11 protein-coding genes are annotated in these 16,460 nt (G+C 61.8%); 5 read left to right on the forward strand and 6 right to left on the reverse strand.

Translation table 11 applies throughout. The features are described from left to right. Positions 1–249 precede the first annotated feature (249 nt). Both ACQK2M_RS18315 and ACQK2M_RS18320 read left to right on the forward strand, forming a co-directional pair. Positions 250–1,068 (forward strand): uracil-DNA glycosylase, encoded by an 819-nt coding sequence (locus ACQK2M_RS18315; RefSeq protein WP_425418965.1) that lies wholly within the window; start codon positions 250–252, stop codon positions 1,066–1,068. A 91-nt stretch (positions 1,069–1,159) separates the two neighbouring features. Beyond that, the gene (locus ACQK2M_RS18320) at positions 1,160–2,407 is read left to right on the forward strand and encodes an MFS transporter (RefSeq protein ID WP_425418966.1); all 1,248 of its coding nucleotides are present in this window, start codon (positions 1,160–1,162) and stop codon (positions 2,405–2,407) included. 8 nt (positions 2,408–2,415) lie between these two features. On the opposite strand, the gene ACQK2M_RS18325 is transcribed toward ACQK2M_RS18320, so the two are convergent. From ACQK2M_RS18325 to ACQK2M_RS18335, 3 genes are all read right to left on the reverse strand, one after another. Further along, complete coding sequence (locus ACQK2M_RS18325) at positions 2,416–3,315, reverse strand: DMT family transporter (RefSeq protein ID WP_425418967.1); 900 nt, start codon at positions 3,313–3,315, stop codon at positions 2,416–2,418. Between the two features lie 111 nt (positions 3,316–3,426). Further along, positions 3,427–4,776 (reverse strand): mechanosensitive ion channel domain-containing protein, encoded by a 1,350-nt coding sequence (locus ACQK2M_RS18330; protein ID WP_425418968.1) that lies wholly within the window; start codon positions 4,774–4,776, stop codon positions 3,427–3,429. Positions 4,777–4,975: 199 nt separating this feature from the next. Further along, on the reverse strand, positions 4,976–6,073 hold the full coding sequence (locus tag ACQK2M_RS18335) for a CaiB/BaiF CoA transferase family protein (RefSeq protein ID WP_425418969.1): 1,098 nt from the start codon (positions 6,071–6,073) through the stop codon (positions 4,976–4,978). Between the two features lie 303 nt (positions 6,074–6,376). On the opposite strand from ACQK2M_RS18335, the gene ACQK2M_RS18340 reads away from it, so the two are divergent. Continuing rightward, the gene (locus ACQK2M_RS18340) at positions 6,377–7,465 is read left to right on the forward strand and encodes a GGDEF domain-containing protein (protein WP_425418970.1); all 1,089 of its coding nucleotides are present in this window, start codon (positions 6,377–6,379) and stop codon (positions 7,463–7,465) included. A 90-nt stretch (positions 7,466–7,555) separates the two neighbouring features. On the opposite strand, the gene dtd is transcribed toward ACQK2M_RS18340, so the two are convergent. Together dtd and ACQK2M_RS18350 are read right to left on the reverse strand one after the other, a co-directional pair. Continuing rightward, positions 7,556–7,999 carry a D-aminoacyl-tRNA deacylase gene (dtd, locus tag ACQK2M_RS18345; protein ID WP_425418971.1) on the reverse strand — a complete coding sequence of 148 codons (444 nt, stop codon included), beginning with the start codon at positions 7,997–7,999 and terminating at the stop codon, positions 7,556–7,558. Between the two features lie 16 nt (positions 8,000–8,015). Continuing rightward, positions 8,016–10,322, reverse strand: a complete 2,307-nt coding sequence (locus ACQK2M_RS18350; RefSeq protein ID WP_425418972.1) for a xanthine dehydrogenase family protein molybdopterin-binding subunit — start codon at positions 10,320–10,322, stop codon at positions 8,016–8,018. 181 nt (positions 10,323–10,503) lie between these two features. On the opposite strand from ACQK2M_RS18350, the gene pepN reads away from it, so the two are divergent. Beyond that, on the forward strand, positions 10,504–13,143 hold the full coding sequence (gene pepN, locus ACQK2M_RS18355) for an aminopeptidase N (RefSeq protein WP_425418973.1): 2,640 nt from the start codon (positions 10,504–10,506) through the stop codon (positions 13,141–13,143). Between the two features lie 216 nt (positions 13,144–13,359). Further along, a complete protein-coding gene (locus ACQK2M_RS18360) occupies positions 13,360–15,654 on the forward strand; it encodes a PAS domain-containing sensor histidine kinase (RefSeq protein WP_425418974.1) in 2,295 nt (764 codons plus the stop codon). A 27-nt stretch (positions 15,655–15,681) separates the two neighbouring features. On the opposite strand, the gene ACQK2M_RS18365 is transcribed toward ACQK2M_RS18360, so the two are convergent. After that, positions 15,682–16,443, reverse strand: coding sequence for an EF-hand domain-containing protein (locus tag ACQK2M_RS18365; protein WP_425418975.1), 762 nt, complete (start codon positions 16,441–16,443; stop codon positions 15,682–15,684). Positions 16,444–16,460 lie beyond the last annotated feature (17 nt).

Consider the following 16,460-nt stretch of genomic DNA (forward strand, 5'->3'; position numbering starts at 1 on the left):
GTCTCCACTCCATGCCGAGGCATCCGGCGCTCTTGGGCGGTCCTGCCTCGGGTCGGCGCCGAATGTATCCGCCTGATTTCCCACCGCAAGCGCCGAACAAGCCATTTTTCCGTCAATTTATTGACCTGCACGTAAACGTCAATGACGAAGACGGGCGCGTTCGTGATTGCAACGAAGTTCGATAGTCTCTGGACCGCTTCCGCGTAACGACCGCTTGAAGCCGCTCGCGCCGTCTGCGAAAGGTTAGGCATGGTCAAGGCGACGGACATGACGCGGGGCGAACTGGAAAGCCTGCTGCGCTTTTATGCGGAAAGCGGGCTCGATTTTCCGCTGTCCGACGACGCGCCGGATCGGTTCGAGATTTCGTCGCAGGCTGCCGAACAGCCCGCCCCCAGACAGCAAACCGCGCCGCCTCCGACCGCGCCGGCGCGACTCCCGGCCATGCCGGATTCGGATGTGATCGCGCTCGCGAGCAAGGTCGCGGCCGGTGCGGAGACGCTGGACGACCTGAAAAAGGCCGTTGAGGCCTTCGACGGCTGCAATCTCAAGCTCACCGCGCGGCACACGGTTTTCGAGGGCGGCAACCGTGATGCGCCCATGATGATGATTTCGGATGCGCCCGGGCGAGACGACGACGCCAGCGGAGATGCGATCACCGGGCCGGAAGGACAATTGTTCGACCGGATGCTGGCGGCCATCGGGCGGTCGCGTGACGACTGCTATCTCGGCTTCGCGGTTCCGTGGCGGGTGCCTGGCAACAGTGCGCCTTCCCCGCTGCAATCCGCGATCTGCAAGCCGTTCGTGGAGCGCCAGATCGAACTCGCCCGCCCCGCCTTCCTGGTCCTGCTCGGAAACGGCGCAGCGCGGATCATGCTCGGCGCGTCAGCGGATATTCTCAATTTGCGCGGCGAGTGGAAAGCGGTGCGGACGGCTGGCGGGTTCGAAGTGCCGGCGATCGCCACGCTGCAACCGCGCTACCTGCTAGAACAAACCGCACAGAAGCGCTATGCTTGGGCCGATCTCCTGAAGATACGGGACCGGCTCGAAACGACAACGCCGGATTCATGACGGCGTATTCGAGGCATCATTCGTCGCCTCTCTTTCATGCGCCTTTCACCCATCCGCGTTAGGCGTGCATCGGACAAGCCGGAGACTCACAATGCTGCAACTCGTCGGTCCGGTCGCGGGACTGCTGACATCGACATTTCTGCTTCTCGCCGGCAACGGGCTTGTCGGCGTGCTGCTGCCGATCCGCGCCGCGATCGAGGGCTGGAGTCCGTTCGTCATCGGCTGGATCGGCTTCGGCTATGCGCTCTGCTTCACGGCGGGCTGCCTGTTCGTGCCGCGGATGGTGCTGCGTGTCGGTCATGTGCGCGTCTATGCGGTCCTGGCCGCAGCCCTCGCCATGTCGATCCTGATGCATGCGCTGATCGTCCACCCCGTCGCGTGGATTATCACGCGGGGCATCGGCGGTTTCGCGCTTGCCGGCACCTACATGATCGTCGAGAGCTGGCTGAACGAGAAAGCGCCGAATGAAGAGCGCGGAAAGATTTTCTCGGTCTACATGGTGGTGACCATGATCGGCCTGATGAGCGGCCAATTCCTTCTCGCGGCGGCCAATCCGGCAATGGCGACGCTGTTCATGGTTTCGGCGATGCTGTTCGCCGCGGCCGTGATCCCCACCGGACTGTCCAACGCCTCCTCGCCGAAACCGCTGGCCCAGGTCTCACTCGACCTGCGCAAGCTGTTCGCGAACTCGCCGCTCGCCTTCGTCGGGGTCGCGGTGACGGGCGCTGCTTTCGGCGCATACAGTTTCCAGACGCCGGTCTTTCTTCAGGCCGCTGGGCTGACGCAGGCCCAGATCGCCACGACCATGGCGCTGGTCATGATCGGCGGCATGGTCTTCCAGTTTCCAATCGGGCGGTATTCCGACCGGACGGACCGCCGCCATGTCATCATCGCGACGACGACGGCCGGGGTCGTTCTGGCCACGCTTCTGGCGATGACGGCGGGGACATCGCTGACCATGCTTTTCGTGTTGATGTTCCTGTTCGGCGGCGTGCTGATGCCGCTCTATTCGATCATCGTCGCCCACGCGAACGACCATGCCTCGCCCGACGATTTCGTCGAAGTGTCGTCGGGGCTTCTGATCATCTACGGCGTCGGCTCTATGGCCGGACCGGTGATCGCAGGCGGCTTCATGAACGTGATCGGCCCGGCGGGGATATTTGCCATGATGGCGCTTTCCTTCCTTGCCTTCACCTTCTATGCCGCCTGGCGTCTGACCCGGCGCGATGCGGTTCCGCAGGACGAAATGACCGACTTCACCTACGCGCCACCTAACGCGTCAGCGCAGACCCCGGAAGGCATCCAGCTCGATCCGCGCGCCGAGGAAACCGTAACCTGAAATCCGCGTCAGCCCTGAGGTGTCACGGCCCGTCGCGCCTTGCCGCGCTCGAGGCCAAGCCGGTGCTCGCGATATATGATGAAGATACCGGAGCCGGTCACGATGGCCGATCCGATGATCGTCGCCCAGCCGGGCACTTCGGTGAAGACGAAATATCCGATCACAATGGAAAGGATGACCGAGGTGTATTCGAACGGCGCGATTGTCGACACCTCGCCGTGGCGATAGCTTTCGGTCAGCAGGATCTGGCCGAGACCCCCGAAGAAACCTGACAGGACGAGGGAAATGGTCTGCGTGGTCGACAAGGCTTCCCAGCCGAAGGGAATCGTCACCAGCGAAAACACCGTGGCGGTGACCGAGAAATACAGGACGATGGTCGCCGTCCTCTCGGTGTCGACCAACCGTCGCACCAGCACGGTTGCGAGACCCGCGATACAGGCCGAAGCGAAGGTCGCCAGGACTCCGATGGCTTCGTCCCCGCCAAACCCGCCGTCACCGCGGAAAAGCTGAAGTTTCGGCCAGGAGATCACGAGCACGCCGACAAGGCCGGCGATGACCGCTCCCCAGCGGTAGCGACGCACCACCTCGCCCAGCAACACGGCCCCGAGTATCACCGTCACCAGAGGGCGCGCATAGCCGATCGCTGTCGAATCCGGCAACGGCAGGCGTGTCAGGCCAATGAAGCCGAGCGCCATCGCCGTAACACCGACAAGGCCGCGCATGATGTGGCCGACGGGATGCTTCGTCTTCCATGCGCCGGCGAGTTGCCCCGCGATCACGAGATAAAGGACAATCGGTAGAATCGCGAAGAATGAACGGAAGAAGACGATCTGCCCGGCGGGCAGTTGCCCGGCATATTTGATCGCGGTCGCCATTCCCATGAATGCGCAAACGGAACCGACCTTCATACCGATGGCCAGAAGGGGTCGGGATTGTGGAAGTGAGGAACCGTCGGGTGACATTCACCACGGTTCGTAGCGCCATAAACTCCGCGATGGAAGCCGTCACATGTATCACGGCTAGCCGTTCAGTTGGTCCGGATCCTTCTCGCTGAGCAGATCACCCTTGGCGGCATGCGTTCGTTCCTCGTCGATCTTGCGGGTCACGGCCTCGTCGGGACTGGTGTCATTGACCGCGGACGTCTCCTCGGTTTCCGCGACAGGCTTTTCCTGCCTGTCGGCGACAACGGAGGTTTTTGTCGTCGTATCCGGCGCGGACATGGTGCCCTCGCCGGCCATGCGAACCCGATAGGTCGGTTCGGGCAATGTGAAGCCATTGGCCTCGAGCTCGCGCTTGGCAAGCCGCATCGCCTCCGACCGCGCCTTCAGAAAGCTGGTCTGGTTCTGGTCTATCCAGGCGACGAATGTGAGATTGATCGTGGAGTCTCCGATCTCCTCGATCCAACCATCCGGGCCGGGATCGCTCAAGACGAAATCGAGCGCCTTGATCCGTTTGAGGACGATCTCGAGCGCCTTGTCGGAATTGCCTTCCGGCCCGATGCCGAGCTTGAACACAAAACGCCGCTGCGGATTGCGGCTGTAGTTGGTGATGTTGCTCTTGAAGACGGCGGCGTTGGGGATCCGGATATGGTTTCCGTCGGGGTCCATCAGGATCGTTGCGCGCGAGGTCAGCGCGATGACGAACCCTTCGTAGCTCTCGATGCAGATATAGTCCTTGGGCCGGAAGGGCTGGCGGACGGACAAGAGGATGCTGGCGATATAGTTCTCGACCGTATCCCGGACCGCGAAACCGATCGCCAAACCGACGATGCCGGCAGCACCCAGGATCGTTCCAAGCAGGGCCGTTGCGCCCATTATGTCGAGCGCCATCACCGCGCCAAGCACAAAGAATGCGAGCCGGACCATCTGCCGGAGCAGTTCCGCGATGAAGGCGTTCGGCGCGATGCGGCTCCACGGCCAATCGCGCCGCGCCGCCAGCCATCCGACCATGAAGATCGCGCCCCAACAGACGACGGCGACAGCGAGCAGAGGCAGATACCCGATCGCCTGCACAACGCGGTGGGCCAGCCGCTCATAAACGGGCGAAAGACGCCTCGAAAGCGAGGTCACTTCCTCGATCTGGTTCTTGACCGCGACGACGCCCTTCACGCGCGAGGCTATCGCTCCGGCCTGATCGGCAAGCGCAATTTCGCGGACCTTTCCGCGCAGCGTGACAACGCCCGAACGCACGGTCACGAACACGGTCTGGAGACCGTCGAGCTGATCAAGGATCGCTTCGATCCGCGCATCGATTTCGCTGTCGCCGATCGTCTGGTCGCCCGTTTCGATGAGGCCGTTTTCCTGCCCCCAGGCAAAGGTCGCGAACAGGGAGACAAGCGCGGCAAACAGCAGAGTGGAGAATTTTTGCAAGGGAGTATCCCGGAAGGTCGAACCGAATCCGGGGTGACGTTATTTCGTCGCTGGCGTGTTGTCAGCCATTTTGGCGCCTGCCCGATACACAAAGCGACTCGGGCAGCCGCCCTGTTGCGGGGGCAAGGCGCGTCAGATGCACTCGGCGGTTCGGCCACAGCCACGGAAGACCGGGGAAGCTCTGCCGCCGGACGGGCCGCTATGGGCTGCGCAGACGTTCCAGTTCCGCTAGGATTTCCGCCGTATGCTCGCCTCGCGCAGGGCTTGGCCGCGGGGTCCATCCCGACGAACTCGAGAAGCGCGGAGCCGGCGCGGCCTGCAAATGCCCATCAGTCGCGTGCCAGACCGACCGGGACGCAAGATGGGGATCGCCGGCCGCCTCGCCGGGATCCAGGACCGGGGCGACACAGCAGTCCGTATCGCGAAACAGTTCGGTCCAGTGCGTTCGGGTCTCCCGAACAAAGATGGTCGACAGGCGTTCCTGAAGAGTGGGCCACAGGGTCTGGTCGAACTGGCGGACGAACTCCGGATCGTCGGCGAGGCCCAACCGATCCAGAAACTGCCCATAGAATTTCGGCTCGAGGCATTGCACCGATACGAAGCCGCCGTCGGATGTGCGATACGTCCTGCTCCAATGCGGACCGTCGAGCAGGCTGCCGCCGCGCCGAAGCGAGAAGACGCCGCTGGCCGAAAGCGACATGAGCAGATTCATCATATGCGCGGAGCCGTCGACAATCGCGGCATCGACCACTTCCCCCTCACCGGTCGATTTCGCCCGCAGCAATGCCGCAAGCATGCCGATCACGAGGTAGAGCGCCCCGCCACCGATATCGCCGACCAGCGTCGGCGGTGTAACCGGCGCTTCCCCGGGCGGCGACGCGTACCAGAGCGCGCCGGAGAGCGAGATGTAATTCAGGTCATGGCCCGCGCGTTGCGCCAGCGGCCCCTCCTGACCCCAACCTGTCATGCGCCCGTAGACAAGCGCCGGATTGTCGGCACGGCATTCATCGGGACCGAGCCCCAGGCGCTCCATCACGCCGGGCCTGAACCCCTCGATCAGCCCATCGGCCGAGGCGATCAGCGAGCGGGCCGTGACTATGTCTTCAGGGTCCTTCAGATCGAGCGCGATCGAGCGCTTGCCGCGATCCAGCAAATTGCGTTCCGCAGCAACTGGCGCGCCGGCGACATCCTTTCGATGAATCGTTACCACATCGGCGCCGAGATCCGCGAAGGTCATCGCGGCAAACGGACCTGGTCCGAGCCCTTCGATCTCTATGATCCGGATACCTTCCAGCACTCTGTCCTCCCCGCTTCCCGCCGTAGTTTCCGCGAGTGCGGTAAAATGAAGCGAGTGTCCCGACAGTAACCCAACTTTAAAGTGTACGCCCCTATTTCGTGGCCGGCGCAAAGGCCGTGATCCAAACGATAAAATCTGTCTTTCGTATCAGAATGTTAACATTAAACTGCAAAATTTAGCGGGTTGGTTCGGGCAACGACCGCATGATGCGGTCATTCGACGATCCTGTCGAGATCATACCGACAATGTGCGTTTGTACCCGCGCCGCTCCCGTTACGGCCCATTCTCGCAGAAAACAGTTCCATGCTTCAGAATCCGAAACGCTCGCATGACGACAAAAGGACCGAAGATACCGGAGCACCCGCCGATCTCGAATTCGAACGGGCCGTCTCCCTTTCCAGCAGGGCGCTGCGCTATGCCGAGACCTACAAAACGCCGCCAACGCCGAAGAACTTTGACGTCTGGTACGCATTCGCTTCAGGCAGGCCCGAGGCTTTGTGCCGTGAAATCAGCGAAATCATCGAAAAGGACGGCTCAATCGACTCATACGAGTTGAGCCAGCTCCATTCGGAATATCTCGCCACCGGCGAAACCGAACGACGCCAGCAGGAAATGCTCGGCTATCATCTCGACCGCGAGATGGACAAGGCAATGCAACGCGTGCACAGCCACCTCGCGACGAACGAGCATTATTCGGGTTCGCTTAAACGGGGAGCGAACGAGCTTTCCGCGGCCGCAACACCGGCGCAGGTTCGCAAGACCGTGGAAGTTCTGATGATGGAAAACGCGCGCATGCGCGCCGAATCCGTCAAGCTCAACCGCGATCTCGAACAGACGCGCGTTCAAGTCCGCAAGCTGCGCACGAGCCTTGAAAAATCACGCGAGAACGAGTTCCGCGATCCCCTTACCAATGTGTCGAACCGCCGCTACTTCGAGCGCGCCCTGACGCGGCTCGTGACGGAAACCCGCAGCACGGGCAATCCACTCTGCCTTGTAATGGCCGATATCGACCATTTCAAACGCATCAACGACACGTTCGGTCACCAGGTCGGAGACGACGTCCTGAAATATTTCGCGGCCCTGCTGATGAAGAACGTGAAGGGCCAGGACCTTGTCGCACGCTATGGTGGCGAGGAGTTCTGCATCATTCTGCCTTCCACGACGATCGGCAATGCGCAGCGCCTCATCACGCACATCATGGCGCAACTGGACAGCGCAAATCTTGTGATGTCACGCGGCAAGGATCCGATCGGCAAGGTCACCAGTTCATTCGGCATCGCTCATCTGCAACCCGGCGAGACCGGGGATCAGTTGGTGCAGCGCGCCGATGCGCGCCTCTACCAGGCCAAGCATGCCGGCCGTAACCGGGTTATCTGCGACCCCTCCACGTAGGCTCCCCAAGAGTACGATCCGTACTTGAAGGTAGACGGCGCGGACTTCGCTGATCTGAGGACCGCCGCCGAGACGCTGGGACCCCCGACCTCATTTCGAATCCGTGTCGAGCCAGATCGTCACCGGCCCGTCATTGACCAGCGCGACCTTCATGTCCGCGCCGAAGATGCCGTTGGCGACCGAAACGCCATGGCTCGCCACCTGTTCGGAGAAATGCCCGTAAAGCCGCCGACCCTCGTCAGGCGCGGCCGCGGCGGAAAAGCCGGGACGGTTGCCCTTTGTCTCGGCAGCCAGCGTGAACTGGCTGACAATCAGAGCCTTTCCGCCGATATCGAGCAGCGAGCGGTTCATGCGGTCCTGCTCGCCGCGGAAGATGCGCAGATTGACGACCTTTCGTGCGAGCCATTCTGACTGCGCCTCCGCGTCGTCACGCATGGCGCAAACGAGAACGAGCAAGCCCGTCCCGATTTCGCCCGTCACGACTTCATCGACGGTGACCCTCGCCTCGGAAACCCTCTGGACCAGCGCCCGCATGGATCAGCTCCGCCCTTCAGCCGTTCAGCGCTGCCCATACCTTCTGCGGCGATGCGGGCATGTCGATGTGACCAATGCCTTTGGCGCGCCACAACGCGTCGGTGACCGCGCTCACCACTGCGGGCGTCGATCCGATTGTCGCCGCCTCTCCCGCGCCCTTGATGCCGAGCGCATTGGTGGTCGAAGGCACGTTGCGGGTGTCGAATACGAAATTCGGGAAAAAATCCGCGCGCGGCATGGTGTAATCCATGAAGGTCGCGGTCAGAAGTTGGCCGCTCTCGTCATAAACGGCATCCTCGTAGAGCGCTTGGCCGATACCCTGCACAACGCCGCCATGCACCTGGCCGAGCAGCAGCATCGGGTTTACGGTCAGGCCGTAATCATCGACCATCGTGAAACCGACAATCTCCACCACGCCGGTCGCCGGATCGATTTCCACCTCGCAGATGTGGCATCCATTGGGATAGGTCGCCTCATCCTGCTTGAACTCGCCATCGGCTTTAAGGTCGGCCGGATTGGTGGCCGCCGCAGCGATATCGGCGAAGGAGACCGACTTGTCGGTTCCGGCGACAACAGCCTGGCCACCGACCAGTTCGATATCGTCGGTGGATGCTTCCAGTTCGTCCGCGGCGAGCTTGCGGATCTTTTCCGCCAGCGCCTCTCCAGCGTAATAGGCGGATACGCCGCCAAGCGGGATTGAGCGCGAGCCGCCAGTGCCGCCGCCCTTCGCAAGCCGGTCCGTATCTCCCTGGATCACGGTTACCTTGTCCACATCGAGACCGAGCGTCTCGGCGACGAACTGGGCATAGGCGGTGGCGTGACCCTGGCCGTTGGACTGCGTCCCGATATCCATCGTGATGGTGCCGTCGTCGAGGAGTTGCACATAGGCGGGCTCGGACCCCGCAAAGGCGCATGCCTCGATATAATAGGACATGCCTATTCCGCGCAGCTTGCCGTTTGCCTTTGAGGCCTCAAGCCGCTCCTCGAACCCGGCCCAGCCGGCGTTTTCCATCGCCTGCTCCATGCAGGCTTCGAACTCTCCGACATCGTAGTTGCGACCACCCTGCGTCATGTAGGGCATCTGGTCGGGGCGAATGAAGTTGCGCCGGCGCAACTCCTCGCGCGGCAGACCAAGGTCACGAGCACAGGCATCGACGAGTTTTTCGATCAGAAAGGCGGCTTCCGGGCGTCCTGCGCCACGATAGGCATCTACGGGAGCGGTATTGGTGAAGACGCCGGTCAAGTTGAAGTCGAGCACCGGGATATCGTAGACGCCCGTCGCCATCATCGCGCCGAAATAGGGAATCGCGACACCGAACTGGTGGGTATAGGCGCCCATGTCTGCAATCAGTTCGATGCGCAGCGCCAGGAACTTGCCATTTTCGTCCATGGCCATCTCGGCATGGACGGTGTTGTCGCGACCATGGGCATCGACGAGAAAATGTTCGGTCCGGTCACCGACCCAGCGAACCGGCTTACCCAGGCGCTTTGCCGCTTCGAGAACCAGCGGATATTCGCGATAAACGAAGCCTTTGGGTCCGAATCCTCCGCCGACATCGGGCGTGACGACGCGCAAATCGATATCGCCGCCGAAAACGCCATCGCGTATGATGTTGCGCTGGCCATGCACGCCCTGCGAACCGCAGGTCAGCGTGAAACGATTGGCGTCTTCTTCGTATTCGCCGATGGCCGCCCTCGTTTCCATGTAATTGGAGACAAGACGGTTCTGCACGAAGTCAATTGACGTGACATGGGCCGCGTTGGCGAAGGCCTTCTTCGCGGCGTCCTGATCGCCCGTCGCAAAAAGATATGCGGTGTTCGAGCCGGCTTCCGGCCAGACAAGCGGCGCACCGTCTTCCATCGCACCGGTCATCGTGGTGACCGCATCGTCACTGTCGAAATCTATCTCGATCAGCTCGGCGGCATCCTTGGCCTGGTCCAGCGTGTCGGCGACCACAAAGGCGATGGCGTCGCCAACATGGCGCACGCGGTCGGCGGCCAGCACAGGGATCGGGCGGTAAGGCGCCTTCGTGCCGTCGGGGCCGGGCTGCATGCCCATCGCGGTCAGCGTACCGAGATGAGATATATCATCCGCGGTGAGGACGAGATGGACGCCGGGCGCCGATCTCGCATCCTCAACGGACGTAATACGGAACGCGGCATTGGCGATCGGCGAGCGGACGACGAAGCTTTCCAGCATGCCGGGCTTGCGGATATCCGAGGTGTAGCACCCCTTCCCCCGAATGAAGGCGTCGTCCTCCTTACGGTGGACAGCGGCTCCGATAAGCGACTTTGCTCCGAATTTGGGCGGTGCGACATTCATCTTGATTTCATCCCTCTGATCCGCCATGTCCAAGGCATCGCATGTGAACATCGGCTGATTTCGCGTTTGGGAACATATGCGATGAAACCCGAATGTCGAGCATTTGGCTCGTCACCGTTACAAGTTTCGCCGCTCGCGCCCATGGCCGGTTGCGAGAAATCCCGTCAGACAGGAATGCTGCATGCGCACCGAAACCGGAACCGTCATCCGCCTCGAGGATTATCGGCCGAGCGATTATCTCATCGAAACGACCGATCTGTCCTTCAGCCTGCAGCCGGACGCAACCGTTGTGCGCGCCAAGCTCGGCATCCGGCGCCGCGAGGGCGTGCCGGCGGATGCGCCGCTCACGCTCGACGGCGATGAACTTGTTCTGAAGGACCTGCGGATCAATGGCGAGACGCTGGCCGAGAACGGCTACACAGTATCGCCCGACACGCTCTCTATCGGCGAATTGCCGGAGAGCGACACGTTTACCGTCGAGATCGAAACGGCGCTCGATCCATCCGCCAACAAGCAGCTGATGGGTCTCTACCGCTCCAGCGGGACCTATTGCACCCAGTGCGAGGCGGAGGGATTTCGCCGCATCACCTATTTCCTCGACCGTCCGGATGTCCTTTCGGTCTACACGGTACGTATCGAGGCGCGCACCGAGGACGCGCCGCTTCTGCTTTCCAATGGCAACCGGATCGAAGACGGGGTCCTCGACAATGGCTGGCATTATGCCGTGTGGCACGACCCCTTCCCCAAGCCGTCCTACCTTTTCGCGCTGGTCGCGGGCAATCTCGGCGTCGTCCGCGACAGCTTCACGACCATGTCGGGTCGCGATATAGCGCTGGAAATCTATGTCGAGCACGGCAAGGAACCCCGTGCGGCCTATGCGATGGACGCGTTGAAACGGTCGATGAAGTGGGACGAGGAGGCGTTCGGCCGGGAATACGATCTCGACGTCTTCATGATCGTCGCCGTCTCGGATTTCAACATGGGCGCGATGGAAAACAAGGGGCTCAATGTCTTCAACGACAAATATGTCCTTGCCGATGAGCGCACCGCGACGGACGCCGACTACGCGAATATCGAGGCGATCATCGCGCATGAGTATTTCCACAATTGGACAGGCAACAGAATCACTTGCCGCGACTGGTTCCAGCTTTGCCTGAAGGAAGGGCTGACGGTTTTCCGCGATCATGAGTTCTCCGCCGACATGCGCTCGCGCACGGTCAAGCGGATCGCCGAGGTAAAACTCCTGAAGGCGCATCAGTTCCCGGAAGACGCCGGCCCGCTCGCTCATCCGGTTCGGCCGCGCCGCTACTCGGAGATCAACAACTTCTACACGGCGACGGTCTACGAAAAGGGCTCCGAAGTGGTGCGCATGATCCGCACCATACTCGGGCCGGAAAAGTTCCGCGCCGGTCTCGATCTCTATTTCGACCGCCACGACGGCGAGGCTGCGACGATCGAGCAGTTCATCAAGGCGTTCGAGGACGCGAGCGGTAAGGACCTGTCACAATTCGCGCTCTGGTATGAGCAGCCGGGCACACCGAACCTCATCGTTTCGAACAGCTATGACGCGACGGCGAAGCGGTTCACGCTGACAGTCGAACAACGTCTCAAGCCGCCGGTCGAAGGCGCGCCCCACGCGCCGATGCACATCCCCGTCAAGTTCGGTCTTGTCGGCGCGGGCGACATGGAATGGAATGGCGTATCGGGCGCGGATGTGACCGGCGATGTCATCCATATTACCAAGCCGAAACACGAGATCGTCTTCGAAGGGATTGCGGAACGGCCGGTGCCTTCGCTTCTTCGCGGTTTCTCCGCGCCGGTGACGATCTATCCCGAGCCGGACGATGGCGAACTCGCCTTCCTGGCCCGCAACGACCCCGACGAATATGGCCGCTGGCAGGCCCTTTCGGCGCTCATCGCACGCCAAATGAAACAGGCGGCTTTCCGGACGGACGACGATTCCGGCGACGTGCTGGATCTCGCCACCTGCGATATTCTGACTCAGATCGCGTCGGACGACAGTTACGAACACGCATTCCGCGCCTTCTGCCTGACGTTACCCGGCGAAAACGACATCGCCCGTGAAATCGGATCCGATATCGACCCCGACGCAATCCACCGGGTGCATGCCGCCGCGTCGAGGAAATTCGGCAAGGCCGGCGAACGCATATTCGCACGACTGTTCCATGGCCTTGAGGCGAACGGCCCCTACTCTCCCGACGCGGTCAGCGCCGGCAAACGGTCGCTGCGCAACATCGCGCTTTCCTATCTCTGCCATGCCGCCGGCGATATCGAACTCGCCGCCAAGGTCTATGGCGATGCCGACAACATGACGGACCGCGCGCACGCGCTTGCGCTGATGGTGCATCTCAAGCCCAAGGCGGACGAGACCCTGGATGCCCTGGCCGCCTTCCAGCAGGAATTCCGCGCCGAGCCGATCGTGATTGACAAATGGTTCATGATCCAGGCTACGGCTCCGGGTGCGAAGACGCTCGATTCCGTCAAGGCCCTGACCGGAAATCCGGGCTTCGCCTGGGACAATCCGAACCGCGTGCGTGCATTGATCGGGGCGTACTCGACAGGAAATCCGACCGGGTTCAACCGCGCGGACGGGAAAGGCTATCAGTTCCTCTGCCAGTCGATCGGCCGCATCGATGGCTATAATCCGCAGGTCGCGGCACGTCTTCTGACCGCGATGCGTTCCTGGAAGAACCTCGAAGCCGGACGGCGCGAACTGGCGCGCGGTGCGATGGCCACGCTGGCTGAGCGCCAAAATCTTTCGCGCGATGTGCGGGATATCCTCGACCGGACGCTGACCTGACCGGCCGTCATTGGCCGGGCCAACGATAAAAATCTCCCCTTCCGACTGGACAGCCCGAATCACTTTTGATTCATTATGGGTGATTCGGGAGTGCGGTATCCGGATCCTGTTTCAGGACAAGAAGTTAAAGGCGGCCTTTGTGCGGGGCTGTAACGGTAGCCTACGGCGCCGAGGGGATAAGTGTTGTCAATTGCGGGAATAGACGGCTCTACGACAATGACCGGCCATGCACGGTTCCTGGCCGGTCCCGCCTATGCGCGTCTGGAGGCGATGGAGCCGCTTCTCAAACGCTCCATCCCGATCCTCATCACGATTTTCCTGGGTGTCGTTTTCCTCGCCCGCGCGATGTCACTGATCGCCGACCGGTCCGAGACGATCCATGACGGCCAGCTTTACCTGTCGCTGATATCCGGTGTCGCGAACTCAGCTGTCGAGAGCGCGCGCCAGTCGGACTTCGCGCCGGAGACCGCTTCGCAGTACGAGCACATTCTTGCGCGCGCACTGCCCGAGGAAGCCACGCTCAACGGTCGGTTCATCCTCGTTACGGACACGAAGGCCACGGTCATCGCCGCACGCGGACAGGATGCCGGCTTACTGAACCAGAACCTGCGGCAGCGACTGCACGGCGAACAGGCCCTCTTCCTTTTCGGTGCGGGCGCAGGCGTGCAGCCGGTGACGCTCGACGGGGAAACCTATATCGCGGCATTCGCAAAACTCGACGGCGGCAACGCCGTCATCGCGGTCATGCAATCGCAGGGCGATCTTTTCTCTCAGTGGCGCAAGCGCGTTTCGCTCAACGTAACACTGTTCGTCGCCAGTTCATCGATCCTGATCATCCTGCTCTATGCCTATTTCGGACAGGCCGCGCGGACGAAGGAAGCCGACGAGACCTATTGCGAAACCCAGAAGCGCGTCGATCTCGCGCTGACGCGCGGGCATTGCGGGCTGTGGGACTGGGATCTCGCACGCGGACGCATCTACTGGTCGCGCTCGATGTTCGACATGCTCGGCTACGCGGCAAGCGAGGACATCTTGTCCTTCGGCGAGGTGAAGGATCTCATCCATCCCGAAGACATCGATCTGTTCGACCTCGCCCAGCGCGCCGCCGCACAGGAAATCCGCAGGGTCGATCAGTTGTTCCGCATGCGCCACGCCGCCGGCCACTATCGGTGGATGCGAATCCGCACCGAACTCGTGGAGAAAGGCGGCAGCGGCGTTCACCTGATCGGAATCGCCGTCGACGTCACCGAGCAGCACCGGCTGGAAACCGAGAACGCCATCGCGAACGACAATCTGCGCGCCGCCATCGAGAGCACGTCGGAATCCTTTGCGCTGTGGGACAGCGACGACCGTCTCGTGATGTGCAACACCAAGTTCCAGGAATATAACGGCCTTCCGCCGGAAGCCGTTCAACCGGGCGCGGAGCGTTCGGCCATCAATTCGATGATGCGCCAACCCGTCAGCGAAAGGCGCATTCCCAGCCCGAAGACCCAACACCAGGCACAGACCTTCGAGCGCCAGATCGCCGACGGGCGCTGGCTGCAAGTCAACGAACGACGCACGTCGGGCGGCGGAACGATTTCGGTTGGCACCGACATCACGCAGCTCAAGCTGCATCAGGAAAGACTGATGGAGAGCGAGCGCCGCCTTATGGCGACGATCGACGATCTGTCGGTCGCGCGCAAGGCATCGCAGCAAAAGGCCGGCGAACTCGAGGAGCTGAACGCGAAATATCTGGAAGCGCGCGACCGGGCCGAAGCGGCCAACAAGGCGAAGTCCGGTTTCCTTGCGAACATGTCACACGAATTGCGCACGCCGCTGAATGCGATCATCGGCTTTTCCGAAATTCTCCAGTCGGGAATGTTCGGGCCGCTCGGTTCGGACCGCTACGAAGAATATGTCAGCGACATCCACGCATCGGGCGCTTTCCTGCTCGGCGTGATCAACGACATACTCGACATGTCGAAAATCGAGGCCGGGCGGATGCAGCTCGAACCCGAGACACTCGACCTCGCGCCGCTGATCGACGAGACGCTGCACATGATCGCGATACAGGCGCAAGAAAAGGACATCGCCGTTGAACAGTCCATCGGCGAGACTATCCGCATCTTCGCCGACAAGCGTGCCATGAAGCAGGTCGTCATCAACCTGCTCTCGAACGCAATCAAATTCACCGGCGAAGGCGGCCGCATCCGCATTCGCGCGAAATCGGTCTCGGGAGCGGTTCAGATTTCGATCGAGGATACGGGCTGCGGCATTCCGGCGTCAGCTCTCAAACGGCTCGGGCGCCCATTCGAGCAGGTCCAGAACCAGCTGACGCGCAATCACTCCGGCTCCGGGCTCGGCCTTGCGATTTCCAAATCGCTGACAGAGCTGCATGGCGGATCGCTGAAAATCCGCTCGAAGCCGAACAAGGGCACAATCGTCGCCGTCCGCATCCCCAGCGACGTCCGCGAGACGGGCGATGGAGCGAACAAAAAACAGGGGCCGCACGAGACGGCCCCTGCCTGACTGGAGATCAGGAAAACGATAGCGGGATCAGTTGCGATCCCACCCCTTGCCGCCAGACCGGTGGAACTTCCCACCGCGATCACCCCTGTGGTGATCGCCGCCGCGCAGGTTCATTTCATCCTGTTCGATCGCGCCGGACTCGTCGATATCGAGACGGGAGAACATTTCCTTGCGCTGGCTTTCGATCTCGGCGGTGGAAACCTGACCGTCATTGTCGGTGTCAAAGCGCTGGATCATGCGTTCGGCGCGGCGAAGCAGCATCTGGCGCTGCATCTGATCGGCCAGTTCCACGGCGGTGATGTTGCCGTCGCCGTCAGCATCCGCATCGGTGAAGGTGAACGGCGATGTCGCCGCAAATTCCTCGAGCGTCACGGTGCCGGAATTGTCCTTGTCGGCCTTCTGGAACATGATCTCGAAATTCGGGCCTTGCCGACCTTCGCCGCCGAAACCGCGACCGCCGCGATTGTCCATGCCATGGCCACGTCGACCGTTCTCATTGGAAGCCATCTGGCGGCCCCATTTGCCGTGTCCCTTGCCACGGAAGTCGCCATCACGCGGCCCCATGCCCCGGGAGCCCATGGCCTGCTGCCCCATGCCCTGGGGAGCCATGCCCTGCCCGCCCGGAGCGCACGGCGCATTGCCGTTGGCACCCTGCTGAACCTGGCAGTCTTGGTTGTTGCGCGGCGCCAGCTGGTTTCCGCCTGCGTTCTGGGCGTAGGCGGTCGAAAGTGCGGTGGCGGACAGTGCAACGCCGGCCACAAGCAATACGATCTTGGAATTGGTTTTCATGACAGTCGTCCTTTGCA

Source organism: Oricola indica (genome assembly GCF_965227485.1).
GTDB lineage: Bacteria > Pseudomonadota > Alphaproteobacteria > Rhizobiales > Rhizobiaceae > Oricola > Oricola indica.